Here is a 19977-nt window from a genome sequence, read left to right on the forward strand (position 1 = left end):
TCGGACGCCTCGGGCATCATCGCGGGTATGACTTCTCTGGATGCCAAGGCGAAGACTCTGCTCGAACTGCACCGTCCGGGAAATCCGGTGGTGCTGCCGACCGTCTGGGACGCCTGGTCGGCGAATGTCGCTGTAGCGGCCGGTTTTTCGGGCCTGACCATGGGTAGCCACCCGGTCGCCGACTCGATCGGCCGCGCGGACGGCGAGGGGATGAGTTTCGACGAACTCCTCGCCCGCGTCACCCAGGTCACCGCCTCGGTCGAGGTCCCGGTCTCGGTCGACATCGAATCCGGCTACGGCCTCGAACCGCTGCAACTGATCGACGGCCTGCTCGCCGCGGGCGCCGTCGGCCTCAATATCGAGGACACGGTGCACAGCGAGGGCAAGCGCCTGCGTTCGCCCGCCGAACACGCCGACCTGGTCCGCGGCCTGCGCGAGGCCGCCGACGCGGCGGGCGTGCACGTCGTGGTCAACGCCCGCACCGACCTGTTCCTGCGTCAAGACGGCGACGAGGCCGACCGTCTCGACCGCGCGATCGCCCGCCTGACCCTGGCCGCCGAAGCGGGTGCCGACGTTCTCTACCCGGTGGGCAAGCACGCCGACGCCGACCTGCGCCGGCTCACCACCGACCTGCCGTTGCCGATCAACGCGATCGGCCAGCCGGGTAGCCCGGCCAAGGACTACTTCGCCGACCTCGGCGTCGCCCGCATCAGCTTCGGCCCGTTCCTTCAGGCCGCCCTCGGCGCTGAGGCCGCCACCCTGCTGGCTGCCTGGAAATAGCGGCTAGGCCTTGCTCTCGATCTCCGCGGCGACGCCGTTGAGGATCAGTTCGAGGCCGAAGACGAAGTCGCCGTCCGCCGGATCGTCGGGCGGCGACTGGAACAACGGCGAGGCGAACAGCTCGGCTGCCTGCGGGAGCGTGTGGGGATCGACCAGCCGGGCCAGCGCCGCGCCGTAGTTCTGGTTGACCGCGGCCTCGTCCAGGCCGGTGCCCTGCCTGGCGTCCGCCAATTGCTGGGTGAGCAGACTCGATTGCCGCACATGCATGTTCACCAGCATCACGATGCCCACTTTGGTCGCCCAGTCGAGCTCGGTGGCCGCGAGGGCGCGCAGCGCGGCGTCCAGCCAGCCGATCGAGTGGGGTCCCCGCGGTGGTCCGCTGATCGGCAGCTGGGGGAGCCACGGGTGCGCGAGAAATTCCGCGCGCAGTGCGTGTGCCCAGCGGCGCAGGCCGGTGCGCCACTGTCCGGGTTCGGTATCGATGCCGGGTGCGGGGCCGAGTGCGAGATCCGACATCAGCTCGAACAGTTCGTTCTTCGAGCCGACGTGGCGATAGAGCGCCATCTTCGTGAAGCCGAGGGTCGAGGCGACTTCGGCCAGGGTCACCGCGCCGATGCCGCCCCGGTCGGCCAGCTCCACCGCGGCGCGCACGACGCGTTCGACGTCGAGCTCCGCCGGTCGGCCGAGCCGCGCCCGATCCGGTAGCCGCCAGAGTCTGCCCAGGTCTGCGGGCACCGGCTCGTCGGTCATCGCGGCGAATACCTCCTGGGTTCGGGCAGCGTCGATCGGGCTGCGGCACATACTATCCACGTGATTACTATCCATGGGATAATATCTCTGGGATACTTAGTACTGCCGCTATGCGAGAGGTTGGCAACCCGCATGACCGATCAACTGGTCGCCCCCCGACCTCGAGTGCACGACGTCGACGCGCTGCGCGGCTTCGCGCTCTTCGGCATCTTCGTCGTCAACATCACCTTCATGGCCTCGGGATATCCGGGCAACCTGGTCATCGACCCCGCCTTCACCTCGCCCCTCGACGACGCTGTGCGTGGCCTGTCGTCGGTGTTCGTCGACATGAAGTTCTATGTGCTGTTCTCGTTCCTGTTCGGCTACAGCTTCACGTTGCAGATGGAATCGGCGGCCGCCGCCGGAGCGGCCTTCGAGCCGCGCATGCTGCGCCGGATCGCGGGGCTGTTCGTGCTCGGTGTGCTGCACATCGTCTTCCTGTACGGCGGCGACGTACTGACGACCTACGCGCCTGCCTGCCTGGTGCTGTTCTGGATGCGGCGGTGCCGGGATCGCACAGCGCTGCGGGTGGCCGCCGCGTTGTACGGCCTCGTGCTGGCGAGCCTGCTGCTGAGCGGGCTCTTCCTCGACACCGCGAGCTTCTTGCCCGCGCCCGAGGTGGCGCAGGCGAACGCCGAACAGGCCACCTCGGCGATGCTGGGCGGCTGGGGCGAGATCATCGGCCAGCACCTCGGCGGATTGCCGTTGCTGATCCTGCAGGCCCTCACTCTGCAGGGGCCGACGGCGCTCGCGATGTTCCTGCTCGGCATGGTCGCGGGTCGCCGGCAGTTGTTCGCGCGGGTCCGCGGCGACGAACCGATCCTGCGGCGAGTCCAGTGGATCGGCTTTCCGGTGGGACTGGCGGGCAGCGCGGTGTTCACGCTCGGCGGCGGTACCGGGCACACGCTCGCCGTCGCGGTCAGCGTCGCCACCGCGCCGCTGCTCGCCGCCGCCTACGTCGCGACGGTGCTGCGCATGATGCACAGTCCGCGTACCGCGTGGATCCGCTCAGCGCTCGCGCCGGCGGGACGGATCGCGTTGACCAACTACCTGGGGCAATCCGCGATAGGCCTGGTGATCTTCACCGGCGTCGGATTCGGCGCGGCCGGTAGCTTGTCACCGTTGGCGACGATGGCGCTGGCCCTGCTCGTTTTCGTGGCGCAACTCTGGGTGAGCGCGCTGTGGTTGCGCCGGCATCGATACGGCCCCGCCGAATGGATCCTGCGATGGGTGACCATCGGTCGCAGACCGGCCTGGCGAACGCTACCGACCGCGGTGGGCTGAGCTGCCCCTCGGTTCCGAACCGGTGGCGCACGGCGAAAGGCCGTGCGCCACCGCTCGTTCGACTATTCCTTGGGCTCGATGTAGCGCGGGAAGATCGGCTCCGGCGCGGGCAGGTCGAGCCCGGGGGCCAGGGGAGTGGCGATGTCGGCGAAGGTGCGGCCTTCCTGGGCGAGCAGGTCGAGGATCTTGCCCGCGGAGCCCGGCATCACCGGTTGGACCAGGATGGCGACGATGCGGACCACCTCGAGGGTGACGTAGAGGACCGTCGCCATGCGGGCGAGGTCTTCCTCGGTGCCCGACTTGCGCAGTGCCCAGGGGGCATTGGCGGAGAAGTAGCGGTTGGTCTCGCCGAGGGTGAGCCAGATGGCTTCCAGGGCGAGGTGCATCTGCTGAGCGTCGAACTCCGTGCGGCACTTGGCAAGGAGCGCGTTCGCGCGGTCCAGCAGGGCGCGGTCCTCGTCGGTGAATTCACCCGGCGTGGGGGACTTGGCGTCGCAGTTCTTGTTGACCATGGTCAGGCTGCGCTGGACCAGGTTGCCGAACTCGTTGGCCAGGTCGGCGTTGATGCGGCCCGCGATGGCGTCGTTGCTGTAGCTGCCGTCCTGGCCGTAGGAGATCTCGCGCAGCAGGAAGAACCGCACCTGGTCGAGGCCGTAGGTGGACACCAGCGAGAGCGGGTCGACGACATTGCCCGTCGACTTCGACATCTTCTCGCCCTTGTTGTACAAGAACCCGTGCACGAACACCCGGTCGGGGAGTTCGATCCCGGCCGACATCAGGAATGCGGGCCAGTACACCGTGTGGAACCGGGTGATGTCCTTGCCGATGATGTGCAGGTTCGCCGGCCAGAACTTCTCGAACGAGGCGGAGTCGGTGTTCGGAAAGCCCACGCCCGTGAGGTAATTGGTGAGCGCGTCGACCCACACGTACATCACGTGGTCGGGCTCGCCGGGGACCGGAACGCCCCAGTCGAAGGTGGTGCGCGAGATCGACAGATCCTTCAGACCGGCTTTGACGTAGCTGACGATCTCGTTGCGCCGGGTCGAGGGCGCGATGAACTCGGGGCGCTCCTCGTAGAGGGCGAGCAGCTTGTCCTGGTACTCCGAGAGCTTGAAGAAGTAGTTCGACTCCTCGGTCCAGGTGACCGGGGTCTTGGTCTCGGTGGACTCGCGGGTGCCGTCGGCGAGGAGGGTGGTCTCCTCCTCGTTGTAGAAGGCCTCGTCGCGCACCGAGTACCAGCCGGAGTAGTTGCCCAGGTAGATGTCGCCGTTGGCGAGCATCCGCTCCCAGATGGCGACGCAGGCGGCCTGGTGGTCCTCGTCGGTAGTGCGGATGAAGCGGTCGAACGAGATGTCGAGCGCCTTGTCCATCGCCTCGAAGACATCGGAGTTGCGGGCCGCGAGTTCCTGCACCGGGATGCCTTCGGTGGCCGCGGTCTGCTGCATCTTCTGACCGTGCTCGTCGGTGCCGGTCATGAAGAACACGTCGTAACCGTCGAGTCGCTTGAAGCGGGCGATCGCGTCGGTGGAGATGTACTCGTACGCGTGGCCGATATGCGGCGCACCGTTCGGGTACGCGATGGCCGTCGTGACGTAGAAGGCGGGCGCCTCGGCGCCTTCGGCTGCACTCATGATGCCCATTACTGTAATCCGGGTGGCAAATACGAATCGTCCGGCTCCGCCTGTTCCGCCGCCGCTCGCGCCCCTGATCGACGCGCATACCCACCTCGATGCCTGTGGCGCAACCGATGCCGCGTCGACCGCGGCCATCGTCGACCGGGCCGCCTCGGCCGGTGTCGGGCACGTGGTGACCGTCGCCGACGATCTCGCCGCCGCGCAGTGGGCCGTGCGGGCCGCGAACTGGGATCCGCGGGTGTACGCCGCGGTCGCGTTGCATCCCACCCGGGCCAACGCCCTCGACGACAAGGCGAAGGCCGAGCTCGAGCACCTCGCCACCGACCCGCGCGTGGTCGCGGTCGGGGAGACCGGCCTCGACTACTACTGGCCGGGCAAGCTCGACGGCTGCGCCGACATCGAAACCCAGATCGAGGGTTTCCGCTGGCACATCGACCTGGCCAAGCGCGTGCGCAAACCGCTGATGATCCACAACCGCGAAGCCGACCACGACCTGCTCACGGTGCTGCTCGACGAGGGTGCGCCGGACACGGTGATCTTCCACTGCTTCTCCTCGGACGCCACGATGGCCGAGGCATGTGTGGCGGAGGGGTATGTGCTGAGCTTCTCGGGCACGGTGAGTTTCAAGAACGCGCACGAATTGCGCGAGGCGGCCGAGCTGGTGCCCGACGACCAGATCCTGGTGGAAACCGATGCGCCGTATCTGACACCGCACCCGTATCGCGGTGCGCCGAACGAGCCGTACTGCCTGCCGTACACCGTTCGCGCGCTGGCCGAAGTGCGCGAGCAGGACCCGCAGACGCTGGCCGAGATCACCACCGCCAACGCGCGCAGGCTGTACCGGATTCGGTAGTCCGTTTCGTCTGTTCGACAGGGGGCTGGACATTAAACGTGAGTCGGCTCACATTTGTGCGCTCACGTTGTTATCTACCAGCGCTGTCTATATCGAATTGTGATCTACGATCCCGCTGTTCGGGCGGCCTGGTGTTGTCTAGCGCGCACCACGTCGTTATCGTCCTGTAATCATGTCAGCTTTTGCGCGGATCAACTCGTCACGTTCACCGCTGCTGTTCGCAGCGGTGGCGGCCATGCTGCTGATTCTCCTCGTCGGCGCCTCGCTGGCCATCGTGAACCACAAGACGGTCGCGATCGTCATCGACGGCGAACGGACCGAGCTCTCGACGATGTCGCGCGACGTGCGCGCCATCCTGGCCGACGCGGGCTACGAGATCGCCGAACACGACGAGGTGATCCCCGCCGCGAGCGCCAAGGTCGGCGACGGCGCCACCATCACCTTCAATCGGGGCCGCGAGATCACGGTCACCGTCGACGGTGTCGAGCGCAAGGTGTGGACCACCGGCACCACCGCGGGCGACGCGCTCGCGTCGATGCAGATCCCGTCCGACACCCACGTGTTGCCCTCGCGCACCGAGAAGCTGCCCCTCGCGGGTGCGGCGCTGAGTGTGTACACCCCGCGCAACATCTCGCTGGTGGACGGTGGCGCAGCCCCGGTCGATGTGCGCCTCGCCGCCGCGACCATCGGTGAATTCCTCACGGCCGCGGGCGTTCCGCTGAAGGACGAGGACTTCACCGAGCCCGCCGCCACGACCCCCCTCGCGGAGGGCATGCAGGTCGTCGTCACCCGGCAGCGCACCGAACAGCGCACCGAGACCCTGCCGCTCGATCCCACCGAAACGGTGATCGAGGACGTGACCATGAACATGAGCCGCACCGTGGTGGAGAACCCGGGGATGCCCGGTCTGCACGAGGCGACGTTCGCGGTGAAGATGGTGAACGGCGTCGAAGCCTCACGCGTGCAGGTGCATTCGAATGTGATCACGCCCGCGCAGAACAAGACGATCCGCAAGGGCGCCAAGCCGGGGACCGAGGTTCCGCCGGTGCGTGACGGTGCGGTGTGGGACGCGCTGGCCAAGTGCGAGTCGACGGGGAACTGGGCGATCAACACCGGAAACGGGTACTACGGCGGCATCCAGTTCGATCAGAGCACCTGGGAACGCCAGGGTGGCTTGAAGTACGCACCGCGCGCCGACCTGGCCAGCCGCGAAGAGCAGATCGCGATCGCCGAGGTGACGCGGGCCCGTCAGGGCTGGGGTGCCTGGCCCGCGTGCACCGGACGCCTGGGAATCAGCTGATTTCGCGAGAACAGTAGGTAACTCCCAGCCACCTCCGCTCCGGCGTGAGGCCGAGAACTGGCACTCGGGCTCCGGGGCGACACGCTGGACATGCGCGGAGGCGGAACAGCCCAGCCTGTTAGCGTGCTCTCGTTTCGCCGGGTCTGCTGTGCTCGTGCGGCGGGGTCGGGTCGGTGACGAGTCGACGGGTGGTTGTGATGCGTAGGGTTTCGGCCTGGTGGCGTTCGGTGGCCGCGGCGGTTCTGTCGGCGGGGGTCGGGATGTGTGTGCCGCTGCCGGTGGCGCAGGCGCAGGCTCCGGGGACTGTTATCGCGGTTGTTCCGCAGGGGGATGGATTCCACGGGATGTCGGGGGCTCAGGTCATCGACTACTGGACGCGCGGGGTGGGCGGTGTGTCGCAGCCCGCCAGCGGTGCGCTGTATCTGCCGACTGGTGTCGCGCCTGCGGGTGGTTGGCCTGTTGTCACTTATGACCACGGGACTACCGGGCTGGGGGCGGGGTGCGGGGGACAGTCGGATCCGGCGGGGGCGCCGTGGCCGGAATCGCAAGTGGGGCAGGATGTTTTCCTGCGGTATCTGGTGTCGAAGGGGTTCGCTGTCGTCGCGCCGGATTATCTGGGGCTCGGCAGGTTCGATACCGGTCCGCATCCGTATCTCGGGATCGACACCGAGGCCACTGCCACCATCGACATGCTCCGGGCCGCGCATTCCGCGCGCGATGATCTGTCGCCGGTGTGGGTGGCGGCGGGGATGTCGCAGGGTGGGCAGGCGGCGCTCGGCACCGCGCACCGGCAGGCGAGTTACGCCCCCGAGCTGGACTTCCGCGGGACCATCGCGATCGACCCGGAATCGGACGTGGAGAAGGTGGCAACGCTGCTCGGTCCGGGCAATCCCGATCGCCTCAGCGGCGGGATCCTGGGGTTCTCGGCCAGCATCCTGGCCGGACTGCGCGCTGCCCGGCCGGACGCGCAGGTCGACAGCTATCTCAGCCCGCTCGGCCGCCAGGTCCTCGACGAGATCGGTGCCCTGTGCTCGGACGCCATCGACGACCGGGTCGCTGATCTGACGCTGGGCGCGATGCTCAGCCGCTCGCTCGGCGACGAGCCGTTGCGGTCGGTGATGGCCGACTACATGACCGTGCCGACCAGCGGTTACGACGCACCGATCCTGCTGCTGGTCAACGCCACCGACCGCACGGTGCCCTCGCCGCTGCACGCGGCACTGGCCGCGCAGTTCACCGCGGGCGGCGTGCACTACACACCGGTGGTCGGGACGGGCAGTCACTGCGAGCTGAATCCGGCGATGTGGTCCGCGATCGATGAGTTCCTCGCCCGGGTTCGCTGATCGCCTGCCGCTCTCCCGCCCTGCCCATCGGTCTGCACGGATTTCGGTCGATCCAGAGCCCGGCCCGCCCTGATCTGTACACTCGTCCAAGATCATGATCGCCTGGTAGGGAGACTGAGTTGTGCTGAACAACCCGATTCGCGCGACGGCCGTCGCCACGCTGGTCGCGAGTGCGCTGACCGCTGCCGCGTTCGCTCCGGCCGTCGCGGAGGCTCCCGGTTCGCTCATCTCGGTGCAGGCCGAACCCGCGGGCTGGCACGGGCTCAGCCGTGGCTCGTCGGTCGAGTACTGGATGACCGACTCGGCCGGCGTTCAGCGCCCGGCCAGCGGTGCGATGTTCCTCCCCGAAGGTGACGCACCGGTCGGCGGCTGGCCGATCCTGGCATACGACCACGGCACCTCGGGCTCCGGCCCGAATTGCGGTGGTCAGGCCGATCCGGAGAGCGCGCCCTTCCAACAGCAGCGCGGGGGCGAGGACCGGCTGCTGAAGCGGTTCGTCGACCAGGGCTTCGCCGTCGTCGCGCCCGATTACCTCGGCCTCGGCCGATTCGACACCGGCCCGCACCCGTACCTCGAGGTGCGCAGCGAGGCAACTGCGACGATCGATCTGGTCCGTGCTGCCCGCGCCGCCAACCACGACCTCTCGCGCACCTGGAGCGTGCTCGGCGTTTCACAGGGTGGTCACGCGGCGCTGAGCGCGGCGCACGTGCAGGCTGAGTACGCCCCTGAGCTCGACTTCCGTGGTGTCGCCGCGATCGACCCAGCCTCGGACGTGGAGAAGATCCTGCCGTTCGTCAGCCCGACGACGCCGATGGTGCCGGGGCTTTCCAGCGCCACCACCTCGTTCATCGTCAGCATCCTGGCCGGTCTGCGCGCCACTGACCCCGCGCTCGACATCGACTCCTACCTGACTCCGCGCGGCAAGGAAATTGTCGACGCCGCGGGCAGTCAGTGCCTGGACGAGATCTTGGCGTCGACCAAGGGCGTCACCTCCGCCGACCTGCTGGCCCGCCCGCTCGCTCCGCTGCGCGATCCGCTCGCGGCCTACATGATGCTGCCGACCAGTGGTTACGATGCCCCGATCCTGTTGTCCATGAACGTCGCCGACATGGTCGTGCCGTCGCCGCTGCACGCGGCGCTGGTCGCCCAGTTCGCGGCCAACGGCGTCGACCAGCAGGTGGTCCTCGGCAACGGACAGCACGGCTCGGTCTCGCCCGAGCAGCTCGCCACCATCGACGGATTCCTCGCACGTGTCAACGCCGCCCCGACACAGCGCTGAGCTGCCCGATCAACGAGGTTGGTAGGTTCTAGCAGTGTCCGAACCAGAGAATTCCGCTCGAGGTAACCGTGCCGCCTTGCTCGGTCCCGTCGAGGTACGGACCCTGGCCGAGCGCTTCGGCGTCCGACCCACCAAGCAGCTCGGACAGAATTTCGTGCACGACGGCAATACGGTGCGGCGCATCGTGTCCGCGGCGGGTGTCGGCGCGGGTGACACCGTGCTCGAGGTCGGCCCGGGTCTCGGCTCGCTGACGTTGGCACTGCTCGACGTGGTCGATCAGGTGGTCGCCGTCGAAATCGACCCCGTGCTCGCGAACTATCTGCCCGAAACCGTCGCCGATCGCGCGCCGGGCCTGGTCGAGCGCCTGCGCGTGGTCGAGGCCGACGCGCTGCGGGTGCGTCCGGAGCAGCTGCCCGCCGTGCCGACCGCGCTGGTGGCGAACCTGCCGTACAACGTGGCCGTGCCGGTGCTGTTGCACCTGCTCGCGACGTTGCCCAGCATCATGGTGTCGCTGGTGATGGTCCAGGCGGAAGTGGCCGACCGGCTCGCCGCCGAGCCGGGGAACCGGGTGTACGGCGTGCCGAGTGTCAAGGCGGGTTTCTTCGGAAAGGTCCGGCGGGCCGGTCACGTGGGGACGCAGGTCTTCTGGCCGGTGCCGCGCGTCGAATCGGGTCTGGTGCGGATCGACCGTTACGCCGAAGCGCCGTGGCCGATGGACGACGCGCATCGCAGGCGGGTGTTCGAGGTGATCGACGCGGCGTTCGCGCAGCGGCGAAAGACGTTGCGGGCGGCGCTGTCCGGGTGGGCGGGCTCGCCCGCCGAGGCCGAGCGCCGGCTCATCGCCGCCGGGATCGATCCGACGGCACGGGGCGAGACCCTGGAGACGTCGGCGTTCGTCCGGTTGGCTGCGACGACCTGAGCGGCGCGAGCGGTACGTCCCGCTCGGCGAATCGTGGGCTCCCGCAGGAGAACCCGCAGTACACCGGCCGTTCACCGGTGCGGGTTGTGGTGTCCCTGTGAAAGCAATTGTGGACAACCGGTTTTCGCGGCGTTCGGAGTTGATCATGATCGGCGGGTGACGCTCCCGGTGGAACCGGGAAATCGGTGTCGCACCACGTTCGGGGAGGGATGTGGATGACATTGTGGATGATTCGTGACGTGTCCTGACGTGGGTGAACCCACGGTGAACGGGGACGTTGTCGCGGACCGGGTCGATGCTGGGCGAGCTGGACGCGCGCGGCGCCTGCTCGCCCAGCACGGGTGGAGTCAGGCGCTCAGTGCGTAGCCCGCTTCGTCGACCGCGGCGGCCACATCGGCGTCGGCCAGTTCGCCCGCGCTGTCGACGCGAACGAGGCCGCTGGCGAGGTCGACGTCCACACCGGTGACGCCGTCGATCTTGCCGATCTCCTGCTTGACCGAGCTCACGCAGTGTCCGCAGGTCATCCCCGTGACGGTGTAGGTGGTGGTGGCCATGGCAGGCTCCTTCGCTCTTCGAACATACGGTCCAGGGGTATGTCCCCGACACGAACGAACATACCCCCCAAGGGTACCCGACGCAACCCCTTGGCCGAGTGCTGGGCATTCGGCGTGCGTACTAGTCGGTGGAACCTATTACGCTGGGTAATCGTGCTGTCAGTTGTGCCCAGCCCGGTCGTCGTGCGAGCTCCGTCGAAGGTGAACCTGCATCTCGGAGTCGCTGATCTGCGCCCGGACGGATACCACGACCTGACCACCGTGTTCCAGGCATTGTCCCTCGCCGACGACCTCCGTTTGGCTCCCTCGGCCTCGCTCTCCGTGCGGGTCAGCGGCGAAGGCGCCGCCGAGGTACCCACCGATCGCACCAACCTGGTCTGGAAGGCCGCGGTCCGCCTGGCGCATCTGGCCGGCCGTGCCCCGCTGGTCGAGATCGCGATCACCAAGGGCATCCCGGTGGCCGGTGGCATGGCGGGCGGCAGCGCCGACGCGGCCGCGACCCTGGTCGGGCTGAACGAGCTGTGGGACCTCGGCCTGACCCGTGAGGAACTGACAACGATCGCCGCCGAACTCGGCAGCGACGTGCCGTTCTCCCTGCACGGCGGCACCGCACTGGGCACCGGCCGCGGCGAACGCCTGCTTCCGGTGCTGTCGCGCAACACCTTTCACTGGGTCCTCGCGCTGGCCAAGGACGGTCTGTCCACCCCGTCGGTCTTCCGCGAACTCGACCGGCTACGCGCCGAAGGAGAACCGCCACGCCTCGGCGACCCCCAGAAACTCATGCAGGCGCTGGCCGCGGGCGATCCGCACACCCTCGCGCCGCTGCTGGGCAACGACCTGCAGGCCCCCGCCCTCTCGCTGAAGCCGGAACTGCGCCGCACCCTGCGCGCGGGCGTCGGCGCGGGCGCCCTGGCCGGGCTGGTCTCGGGTTCCGGCCCCACCTGCGCCTTCCTCTGCGAGTCCGAGGAGGCCGCGATCGGTGTCGCCGCGGAGCTGGCAGGCGCGGGCGTGTGTCGCAGTGTGCGCACCGCGAGCGGGCCGGTTCCCGGCGCGCGAGTGCTCGACGCCGAGGCATCGTCCAAACGCTGATGGGCCCGGCCGCGGTGGCGGGCCAGAGCGGCCGACGGCCGGTCCTCTATGATCGCAAGCAACAGATCTCGTATGGACATGGGTAACTCGCCGGGGACGGGCCCACTGATCCAGCAAGCCAACGTAGGCCGCCGACGCACCGCCTCCCCGCGCCTGAGTCTGGCCAGTAGTCGCGGGGAGGCGGAACAGGCTACACCTATGTCCAACCTGATCAACCTGGAACAGGTCTCCAAGAGCTTCGGCGTCAAGCCGCTGCTGGATGACGTCTCCCTCGGAATTCACGCGGGGGAACGGATCGGGGTGGTGGGCCTCAACGGTGGCGGTAAGACCACGCTGCTCGAGGTCCTGACCGGACTGGAGCCGCCCGACAAGGGCCGGGTGAGCCGGGTGGGCGGGCTGCGGATGGCCGTGGTCACCCAGCGCGGCGTGCTGCCCGAGGGTGCCAGCATCGGTTCGATCGTGTTCGCCGGGCTGTCCGACGACCTGTCGACCGCCGACATCGCCGACCACCAGTGGGCCGCCGACTCGCGCGTGCGCTCGATCCTCGAAGGCATCGGCATCGCCGATCTGGGCCTGGACACCCTCGTCACGAACCTGTCCGGTGGCGAACGCCGCCGCGTCGCCCTGGCGGCGGCGCTGGTGCGCGACCTGGACCTGCTGGTCCTCGACGAGCCGACCAACCACCTCGACATCGAGGGTGTGCAGTGGCTGGCCGAACACCTGGTCGCCCGGCGCACCGCGCTCGTCGTCGTCACCCACGATCGCTGGTTCCTCGACACCGTCGCCAACCGCACCTGGGAGGTCGTCGGCGGCAAGGTGGAGGTCTACGAGGGCGGCTACGGCGACTGGATCTTCGCCCGCGCCGAACGCGCACGTCAGGCCGACGCCTCGGAGTCGCGCAGGCAGAACCTGGCCCGCAAGGAGCTGGCCTGGCTGCGGCGCGGCGCCAAGGCGCGCACCTCCAAGCCGCGCTATCGCGTCGAGGCCGCCGAGGCCCTGATCGCCGATGTGCCCGCGCCGCGTGACTCGGTCTCGCTGGCCGCCTTCGCCCGCAAGCGCCTCGGCCGCGTGGTGATCGAACTCGAGGATGCCGCCCTCACCACCCCCGACGGCCGGGTGCTGGTCGACGACCTCACCTGGCGGCTCGCGCCGGGCGAGCGGGTCGGCCTGGTCGGCGTCAACGGGTCGGGCAAGACGACGCTGCTGCGCGCGCTGGCCGGGGAGACCGAACCCGCCAAGGGCAAGCGGATCCAGGGCCAGACCGTGCAGATCGGCTGGCTGCGGCAGGAACTCGACGACCTGCCCACCGATATGCGGGTGCTGGAGGCCGTGCAGCAGGTCGCACAGCGAATCATGCTCGGCGACAAGGAGATCTCGGCCGGTCAGCTCGCCGAACGGCTCGGTTTCACCCCGGCCCGCCAGCGCACCCCGGTCGGTGACCTCTCCGGTGGTGAACGCCGTCGCCTGCAGCTCACCCGCATCCTGATGGCCGAACCGAACGTGCTGCTGCTCGACGAGCCGACCAACGACCTCGATATCGACACCCTGCAGCAGCTCGAGGATCTGCTCGACAACTGGGCGGGCACGCTGGTGGTCATCAGCCACGACCGCTACCTGGTCGAGCGCATCTGCGACTCCACCTGGGCCCTGTTCGGTGACGGCAAACTCACCAACCTCCCCGGCGGCATCGATTCCTACCTCGCCAAGCGCGCCACCATGGCGGGCAACGCCAAGCCGCTCACCGCGAAGACCGGTGGCACCTCGACGGATTCGTCCGACCGACGCGCCGCCCGCAAGGAACTGTCGAAGGTCGAACGCAGCATCGCCAAACTCGACGAGCGCGAACAGAAACTCCATACCGCCCTCGCCGACGCCGCGACAGACCCGGACAAGCTGGTCAAGCTGGGAGCCGAGCTGAAGGAAGTTGTCGCCGAAAAAGAAGCGGCAGAAGAGCGCTGGATGGAATTGGCAGAAGCCGCCGACCAGTGATCTCGCACGCACATGGGTAACTCCCGGGGTACGGGCTGACTCGGCGGGAGTCCTGCTGTCAGCCGCCGACGCTCCGTGACCGCGCACTCGAGTCCGGCCCGAAGTCGCGGGGAGGCGGACCAGTGGTTTCTCGGCCGTCGTTGATGACGACCGGTAAACACGTCTGGACGAAGTCGGCGCCGAATTCGGTGAGCAGGATGCTGCGGTAGCTCACCTTCGTACCGAAACCGGGGCGCTTCAACGCCTCCCGCACCTGTTCCTGCGCCTCGATGACCTGGTAACGGTGCGGGTTGCCGACGGGTTCGCGGGTGGACTCGATGAGTCCGAGCCTGCGCAGGTTGGGCAGGTACTGCGGCACCCGGTTCGGAAACCGCAGGCCGGCGTGGTCGCCCAGCATGGTGAGTCCGCTGATCAACCGCTCACCACCGAACGCCCGCTGCCGCCCGGTGCGCACATCGATGGCGGGCTGCGGCCCGTCGACGTGCAGGAAGCGCAGGATCCGTGCTTCGTCCGGCGTGATCTCGGCGAGGATGCCGGGATAGGCCGGATGGGTGTCGGGCTGCGCGGCGGTGGTGCTGGCGGACAGGCGCAGCAGTTCGGCGCCCTGCTCGCGCAGGGTCGGCGTGCCGTCCTCGTGGTGGTGTTCCGCGCCCGTAGGCAGGCCGAGGGCGTGCCGGAGCCGGTCGCGCACTTCGGTCTCCGCTTCCGCGAGCACCTCGTTGGGCGGGTTGCCCGCCATGCTGCCGCGCAACACCGTGACGGTCACCCCGAGCGCGGTGTCCAGGGTCCACAGCGTCATTCCCGAGGCTGCGGTCAGCGCGACGCGCGCCACCCCGGTCGCCGCCCGAACCGTGCGCACCGGGGAGACGGGCAGCAGGCCACGCCTGTCGGTGGATACCTCGAGCGGCGGTACCGAACGTCGCACCATGTCGGTGGACGGGGTCCCGTCGTCTACATCCATGTCGTCGCTACTCCTGTTCCGAAGACCAGGATGTGAGCGTATCCGGCGAGCAGTCCCAGCGCGCCGCCATGGACGAAAAGCAACCATTCGTCCTGTTTGATCGCCGAGCGCAGCATGTCCACGAAGTCATGGGGGGAAAGTGCGGACATTTGCCGGGCGATGTAATCGTTGACCTGCCTGCTCTGCTGAGCATTGAACGCGGGGTCGGCGAAGGCCATGGGCGCGATCGTCATGGCCTGCGTGGTGAGAGTTGTTTGCAGCGAGTCGTATTCGCGGCTGCCGAGCATGAATTTCACCGCTGGCCGCGCGGGCCCGAGCGCACGGTCGGCGGCCGGGCGCAGGGTGTCCTCGAGCATCTGCAGGGTCCGGTCCGAGCGCGGTCCGTTGAGCAGTTCGTCGCCGATGTTGGCCACCGTGACGACCTCGGTGGACACCAATGCCGCATAACCCGCGGTGATTTCGGGCTGGCGCTTGATCAGCAGACCCTGCCGCCACGGGCACCACCACTTCGGTGTGGCGGGCGCGAAGATCATATTGATCCCGATCCAGTTCACCACCCAGCCGATGATGATTCCGCCGACCGGCAGCACGACCAGCGCCGAGAGTCCGGTGGTGTGCAGCGCGAGTACCAGCAGCAGGCCGCAGGGTGCGCCGAAGTAGAAGCCGAAGTTCTGCATGAACCGAAGCTCTTTGGCGCCGAGTACCTGGAACAGCTGGTTGAGCAATTGGGGTCGGGCCTGGAAGTACCGGATCACCATCTGCTTCACATCGAGCAGCTGATCGATATTGGCGCCGAGTTCCATGGTGAGGTCGCGCAGGATCTCCGGCAGTTGCGAACGCACCCGCTGATGGATCATCTCCCTGACTTGAACAGGCAAGTTGTACCAGAGCTGTGGATGCTCGCGGCGCAAGATCACCTCGACGATGTCGCGGATCTGCGCGTCGGCCACCTCCGCCAGATGTTCGGCCAACTTCTCCGGGTCGAGCTCGCGATAGAAGTCGGCGACGCTGCCCAGCTTGGACAGGCCCTTGTCGACCGCGATGCTGGCCATCTTGTCGGCACGCGAGGGCACGATGCCCTGCCAGCCGATCCGGCCGTCATAGCTGAGCAGCGGCAACACCTGGATCCGCTTGGGCAGATAAGGGAAGACCGCGCGCAGACCGGGCAGTCGGAATCCGTGGAATTTGATCGGCTGGAACAGCATGAGAATGCCGGACCAGTTGGTTATGTAACCGATAATTCCTGTGAAAAGAGGAATGGTCAGAATTTCTAGCAGGAGTGTCGGGTGTAACCCGAACACACTCTCCAACACGACACGCCCTCCTGCCGATACCCGGTGACCACCGCCTCACCGAGAACCAAAAATTTATCACCCCCGCGGCGAGGTGACCCTACTGTGAGATGAGGAACTGGGTCCATTCGTCGTGTGTCAGGCCACAGGGTAGTGTCTGAGACATCAGTCACAGAACCTGTCCCGAATGGCGTACTCGCCTTGGCGAGTCGGACACAATGACCACCACCACCTTTCGTGACAGGCCACAAATACCGTGCAGAGGGGACGCGCGGTGGGTGGTGGCACTGTTCACATGGCGAGACTTCGGAGTAGGACGTGACAGACGACAGGACCGGACAGGACCTGGCCCGTGCCGGTACCCGCGCCGTCGAGCGCAGCTCGGATGTCGAGCAGCGACAGATCAGTAATGAAGCACGGTTGATCCGTGGCGTGTTCCGCGCCGCCGGATTGGCCGCCGGTACCGCGGTGCGCGGCAGTCAATGGGCTGTCGGCACCACCTATGAGGTCACCAAGGAACTGGCGCAGGCGGCGCTGGACGGCGAATCCTCCGCCGATATCGCCGAGCGCACCGGCAATGCCCTGCGCTCCATCGCGCGCAGCGCACTCGGCGTCACCGAGGGGTCGGTGCGCGAGATCGTCAGCTATGTGCCGACGCCGAACGGCGCGTCGCAGCAGGCCATCACCGTCGGCCCGTACCTGCGCTCGGCCACTACCGATGACCTGCGGCGACGCGGCGACGCGCTGTTGGCCCGCTCGGCCGACGTGTACTTCACCGAAGACGTGCACCCGGCCTACGACCGCATCCTCGACGAGGTCGCTCCCGACGAGGCCCGCATCCTGCGATTCATGGCCCTCAACGGTCCGCAACCCTCGGTCGACGTGCGCACCAACCGCCCGCTCGGCATCGGCTCGGAGCTGGTGCAGGGCGACCTGACCTCGGTCCCCGAACAGGCGGGCGTGCGCTACCCGGACCGCGCTCGCTCCTACCTGATCAATCTCAACCGCCTCGGACTCACGCTCACCTCCGACGATCCGGTGGTGCTGAGCCGGTACATGGTGCTGGAAGTGCAGCCGGTCGTGGAACACGCGCTCAAGAAGGCGGGCCGCGCGCCCAAGATCGTGCGCAAGAGCCTGCGTCTGTCGGAATTCGGCGAGGATTTCTGCCGCACCTGCTTCACCATCGGGTAGCTCAGACAGCCGGGACAGCCGGCGCCGGAGGTCACACTCCGGTGTCGGCAGTGATAGCGATCTGATACAGAACGGGCGGCGAGCCGTTTCTGGTGGGATCGTGGAGAGATGGAGCAGGGCCCGGAATTGCCGAACGTGCACGTCGACGAACCTGTCGCGTCCGCGTGGACAGGCCCTGTGCCGTTGCTGCCCGGCGAGGACGAGCCATTGGTCGCCGGATCGGACTCGGGGGAGGCGTGGATGGCGACAGCGCCGTCGGACGACGACGAACAGCCCGCACCGATCGAGCGTCCGCCCGATCACCCCGACGACCTCATCGCGATCAGCAGGTTGAAATACCGCTACCTGCGCAGCCTGGACACCAAGTCGTGGGACGAGTTCGCCGACACCCTGGTCCCCGAGGCGACCGCCACCTATAGCGAGTATCTGCAATTCGAGTCGCGCGAGGCCTTCCTGGCCTTCCTGCGCAACACCCTCGGACCGCATGTGATCACCGAGCATCGCTGCGACCACCCCGAGATCGATGTCGACGGCGACACCGCCAGCGGTACCTGGTACCTGGCCGACACGGTGATCATTCCCGAACACAACATGTGTCTGCGCGGCGCCGCCTTCTATACCGACAGCTACGTGCGCTGCGAGGACGGGCACTGGCGCATCTCCCACACCGGGTACGAGCGCACCTACGAAGTAGTGCTCTCGCTCAGCGATCTACCCAGCCTGCGGCTCACCGCGAGCCGCTGGGGAATGATCGCCCAGGAGAACCACATCTCCTCGGTGGAACGCAATCCCGGACCGGCCGCCTGATAGCTCCGGCCCAGACAGCGTCAGTCCGCGGTGGCGACCAGCGGTTCCAGCGTGAGTTTCGGGTGTTCCTTCTCGATGTACTGCAGCCGCCACTTGTCGCTGAACAGCGCCAGGATCACGCCGTCGGTGCGGGTGAACACCTCGACCCCGCGCTGGCGATCCAGCTCGGGCGCCGACTCCGCGTCGGTGCGCCGCGCGAGCGTGAAGGGGAGGAAATCCAGCTGGGTCTCGACGTTGAACTCGCCCTGCATCCGCGCGGTGACCACCTCGAACTGCATCGGACCGACCGCGGCCAGCACCGGGGTGGCGTCACCGCGGGCGTCGTTGCGCAGCACCTGCACCACGCCCTCGGAATCGAGCTGGTCGATGGCCTTGCGGAACTGCTTGTACTTGCCCGCGCTCTGCGCGCGCAGCGTCGCGAAATGCTCGGGGGCGAAGCTCGGGATCGGCGGGTACTCCACCTTCTTCTCGACGAACAGCGTGTGGCCCGGCGCGAGCGCGGTGGCGTTGACCAGGCCGACCACATCGCCGGGGTAGGCCGTGTCGACCGTGGTGCGCTCGCGGCCGAAGACCGTCAGCGCGTATTTGGTGGCGAACGGGCGACCGGTCTGCGCGTGGGTCACCACCATGCCGCGCTCGAATTCGCCGGAGACGATCCGCATGAACGCCAACCGGTCGCGGTGGGCGGTGTCCATGCCCGCCTGCACCTTGAACACCACCGCGCTGAACGGGTCACCGGTCGTGCGTTCCTTGCCCGTCACGTCCTCGCGTGAGCCGGGCGCGGGCGCGAGCTGCACCAGCGTCTCGAGCAGTTGGCGCACACCGAAGTTCAGCATGGCCGAGGCGTAGATCACCGGCGAGGTCTGGCCCGCCAGGAACATCTCCTGATCGTGGTCCTGCCCGGTCGCCGAGAGCAGTTCGCTCTCCTCGGCCGCGGTCGTCCACGCCTCACCCTCGCGGGCTTCGGCTTCGTCGGCGGTCAGGTACTCCTCGGGGGCGATGGTCGCGCCACCGGCGGTGCGGGTGAAGTGGATGTACTCAGCGGCCTCGCCTTCCGGTCCGCGACGCAGCAGGCCGCGGAAATCGCCCGCGATGCCGACCGGCAGGAACAGCGGCGTGGGCGTGAGGCCGATCCGCTCGCTGATCTCGTCGAGCAGTTCGAGCGGGGCCTGACCCGGCCGGTCCCACTTGTTGATCACGGTGATCACCGGGATGCCGCGGTGGCGACACACCTGGAACAGCTTGAGCGTCTGTGGCTCGAGGCCCTTGGCCGCGTCGATCAGCATCACCGCCGCGTCGACGGCGGTGAGCACCCGGTAGGTGTCCTCGGAGAAATCGGAGTGGCCGGGGGTGTCGACGAGGTTGATCACATTGTCGATACCGGACCCGGCGGCGCGGTAGTTGAACTGCAGCGCGGTCGAACTCACCGAGATGCCGCGCGCCTTCTCCATTTCCATCCAGTCCGACACCGTCGACTTGCGACCGGCCTTACCGTGGATGGCGCCCGCCTCGGAGATCATCCTGGCGTGCAGGGCCAGCGCTTCGGTGAGCGTCGACTTACCCGCGTCGGGGTGCGAGATCACGGCGAACGTGCGCCGACGGGCCACCTCGGCGGGCAACCCGCGGGGGGTGGGGGCGACGTTCTCTCCGGACTCGGACAAAGGGGAGCCTTTCGGTGGGGGCAGCCTTTCCAGGGTACGAGGGGCTGAAGGGGTGGTCACAGGGGGGATCAATTGTTCGGTAGTCCCAGGAGGTTTGACGCTGTGTTTTTGGAGCGCTGGCGCGCTCGAGTCGCGGCCCCTGGGGGCCGCCGGTTAGCCACCGGGGCTTGCTCCGTCGTCGCCGAAGCCCCGGCGGCGAACCCGCGACCCCGCCGCGCGCGGCCCCGCTGTGGCCGCGTCTCCCCAGGGGTC

General features: G+C 67.9%; 17 protein-coding genes. 11 read left to right on the forward strand and 6 right to left on the reverse strand.

Annotation, left to right across the window (positions count from 1 at the left end; genetic code table 11):
• The first annotated feature begins 27 nt into the window (after positions 1–27).
• A complete protein-coding gene (locus ACWF99_RS32205) occupies positions 28–780 on the forward strand; it encodes an isocitrate lyase/PEP mutase family protein (RefSeq protein ID WP_452538226.1) in 753 nt (250 codons plus the stop codon).
• A 3-nt stretch (positions 781–783) separates the two neighbouring features.
• On the opposite strand, the gene ACWF99_RS32210 is transcribed toward ACWF99_RS32205, so the two are convergent.
• Complete coding sequence (locus ACWF99_RS32210; protein WP_452538232.1) at positions 784–1581, reverse strand: TetR/AcrR family transcriptional regulator; 798 nt, start codon at positions 1579–1581, stop codon at positions 784–786.
• An 81-nt stretch (positions 1582–1662) separates the two neighbouring features.
• On the opposite strand from ACWF99_RS32210, the gene ACWF99_RS32215 reads away from it, so the two are divergent.
• Complete coding sequence (locus tag ACWF99_RS32215) at positions 1663–2853, forward strand: DUF418 domain-containing protein (RefSeq protein ID WP_452538227.1); 1191 nt, start codon at positions 1663–1665, stop codon at positions 2851–2853.
• A 62-nt stretch (positions 2854–2915) separates the two neighbouring features.
• Here ACWF99_RS32215 and metG read toward each other — a convergent pair whose 3' ends face one another.
• The gene (metG, locus tag ACWF99_RS32220; protein WP_378663684.1) at positions 2916–4484 is read right to left on the reverse strand and encodes a methionine--tRNA ligase; all 1569 of its coding nucleotides are present in this window, start codon (positions 4482–4484) and stop codon (positions 2916–2918) included.
• 1 nt (position 4485) lies between these two features.
• On the opposite strand from metG, the gene ACWF99_RS32225 reads away from it, so the two are divergent.
• From ACWF99_RS32225 to rsmA, 5 genes are all read left to right on the forward strand, one after another.
• Positions 4486–5340, forward strand: a complete 855-nt coding sequence (locus ACWF99_RS32225; RefSeq protein ID WP_378636005.1) for a TatD family hydrolase — start codon at positions 4486–4488, stop codon at positions 5338–5340.
• 172 nt (positions 5341–5512) lie between these two features.
• On the forward strand, positions 5513–6640 hold the full coding sequence (locus tag ACWF99_RS32230) for a transglycosylase family protein (protein WP_378636007.1): 1128 nt from the start codon (positions 5513–5515) through the stop codon (positions 6638–6640).
• A 197-nt stretch (positions 6641–6837) separates the two neighbouring features.
• Entirely contained in the window at positions 6838–7983 is a 1146-nt protein-coding gene (locus ACWF99_RS32235) for an alpha/beta fold hydrolase (RefSeq protein ID WP_452538228.1), read from the forward strand.
• A 124-nt stretch (positions 7984–8107) separates the two neighbouring features.
• Positions 8108–9262 carry an alpha/beta fold hydrolase gene (locus ACWF99_RS32240; RefSeq protein ID WP_452538233.1) on the forward strand — a complete coding sequence of 385 codons (1155 nt, stop codon included), beginning with the start codon at positions 8108–8110 and terminating at the stop codon, positions 9260–9262.
• Positions 9263–9296: 34 nt separating this feature from the next.
• Complete coding sequence (gene rsmA / locus ACWF99_RS32245; protein WP_378636015.1) at positions 9297–10181, forward strand: 16S rRNA (adenine(1518)-N(6)/adenine(1519)-N(6))-dimethyltransferase RsmA; 885 nt, start codon at positions 9297–9299, stop codon at positions 10179–10181.
• A 347-nt stretch (positions 10182–10528) separates the two neighbouring features.
• Here the strand turns inward: rsmA and ACWF99_RS32250 are convergent, their stop codons facing one another.
• Complete coding sequence (locus ACWF99_RS32250) at positions 10529–10735, reverse strand: cation transporter (RefSeq protein ID WP_378636018.1); 207 nt, start codon at positions 10733–10735, stop codon at positions 10529–10531.
• Between the two features lie 153 nt (positions 10736–10888).
• On the opposite strand from ACWF99_RS32250, the gene ACWF99_RS32255 reads away from it, so the two are divergent.
• Positions 10889–11824, forward strand: a complete 936-nt coding sequence (locus ACWF99_RS32255; protein ID WP_378636021.1) for a 4-(cytidine 5'-diphospho)-2-C-methyl-D-erythritol kinase — start codon at positions 10889–10891, stop codon at positions 11822–11824.
• Between the two features lie 198 nt (positions 11825–12022).
• Positions 12023–13813, forward strand: coding sequence for an ABC-F family ATP-binding cassette domain-containing protein (locus tag ACWF99_RS32260; protein WP_378636023.1), 1791 nt, complete (start codon positions 12023–12025; stop codon positions 13811–13813).
• A 58-nt stretch (positions 13814–13871) separates the two neighbouring features.
• On the opposite strand, the gene ACWF99_RS32265 is transcribed toward ACWF99_RS32260, so the two are convergent.
• Complete coding sequence (locus ACWF99_RS32265) at positions 13872–14774, reverse strand: Abi-alpha family protein (protein ID WP_378636026.1); 903 nt, start codon at positions 14772–14774, stop codon at positions 13872–13874.
• Positions 14765–15979, reverse strand: coding sequence for a hypothetical protein (locus ACWF99_RS32270; protein WP_378636028.1), 1215 nt, complete (start codon positions 15977–15979; stop codon positions 14765–14767). The genes ACWF99_RS32265 and ACWF99_RS32270 overlap by 10 nt, the downstream gene beginning before the upstream one ends.
• A gap of 405 nt (positions 15980–16384) precedes the next feature.
• Here ACWF99_RS32270 and ACWF99_RS32275 point away from each other — a divergent pair, with 405 nt between their 5' ends.
• Together ACWF99_RS32275 and ACWF99_RS32280 are read left to right on the forward strand one after the other, a co-directional pair.
• Positions 16385–17257 carry an Abi-alpha family protein gene (locus ACWF99_RS32275; RefSeq protein WP_378636031.1) on the forward strand — a complete coding sequence of 291 codons (873 nt, stop codon included), beginning with the start codon at positions 16385–16387 and terminating at the stop codon, positions 17255–17257.
• A gap of 282 nt (positions 17258–17539) precedes the next feature.
• The gene (locus tag ACWF99_RS32280; RefSeq protein WP_378636353.1) at positions 17540–18064 is read left to right on the forward strand and encodes a nuclear transport factor 2 family protein; all 525 of its coding nucleotides are present in this window, start codon (positions 17540–17542) and stop codon (positions 18062–18064) included.
• A 20-nt stretch (positions 18065–18084) separates the two neighbouring features.
• Here the strand turns inward: ACWF99_RS32280 and ACWF99_RS32285 are convergent, their stop codons facing one another.
• Positions 18085–19725, reverse strand: a complete 1641-nt coding sequence (locus tag ACWF99_RS32285; protein WP_452538229.1) for a peptide chain release factor 3 — start codon at positions 19723–19725, stop codon at positions 18085–18087.
• Positions 19726–19977 lie beyond the last annotated feature (252 nt).

Source organism: Nocardia sp. NPDC055002, assembly GCF_053608825.1.

Coding starts and splice junctions, on each gene's coding strand:
- ACWF99_RS32260 (WP_378636023.1), top strand. CDS start 12,023: ATGTCCAACCTGATCAACCTGGAACAGGTCTCCAAGAGCTTCGGCGTC.
- ACWF99_RS32235 (WP_452538228.1), top strand. CDS start 6,838: ATGCGTAGGGTTTCGGCCTGGTGGCGTTCGGTGGCCGCGGCGGTTCTG.
- ACWF99_RS32270 (WP_378636028.1), bottom strand. CDS start 15,979: ATGCTGTTCCAGCCGATCAAATTCCACGGATTCCGACTGCCCGGTCTG.
- metG (WP_378663684.1), bottom strand. CDS start 4,484: ATGAGTGCAGCCGAAGGCGCCGAGGCGCCCGCCTTCTACGTCACGACG.
- ACWF99_RS32215 (WP_452538227.1), top strand. CDS start 1,663: ATGACCGATCAACTGGTCGCCCCCCGACCTCGAGTGCACGACGTCGAC.
- ACWF99_RS32230 (WP_378636007.1), top strand. CDS start 5,513: ATGTCAGCTTTTGCGCGGATCAACTCGTCACGTTCACCGCTGCTGTTC.
- ACWF99_RS32205 (WP_452538226.1), top strand. CDS start 28: ATGACTTCTCTGGATGCCAAGGCGAAGACTCTGCTCGAACTGCACCGT.
- ACWF99_RS32250 (WP_378636018.1), bottom strand. CDS start 10,735: ATGGCCACCACCACCTACACCGTCACGGGGATGACCTGCGGACACTGC.
- ACWF99_RS32210 (WP_452538232.1), bottom strand. CDS start 1,581: ATGTGCCGCAGCCCGATCGACGCTGCCCGAACCCAGGAGGTATTCGCC.
- ACWF99_RS32225 (WP_378636005.1), top strand. CDS start 4,486: ATGCCCATTACTGTAATCCGGGTGGCAAATACGAATCGTCCGGCTCCG.
- ACWF99_RS32265 (WP_378636026.1), bottom strand. CDS start 14,774: ATGGATGTAGACGACGGGACCCCGTCCACCGACATGGTGCGACGTTCG.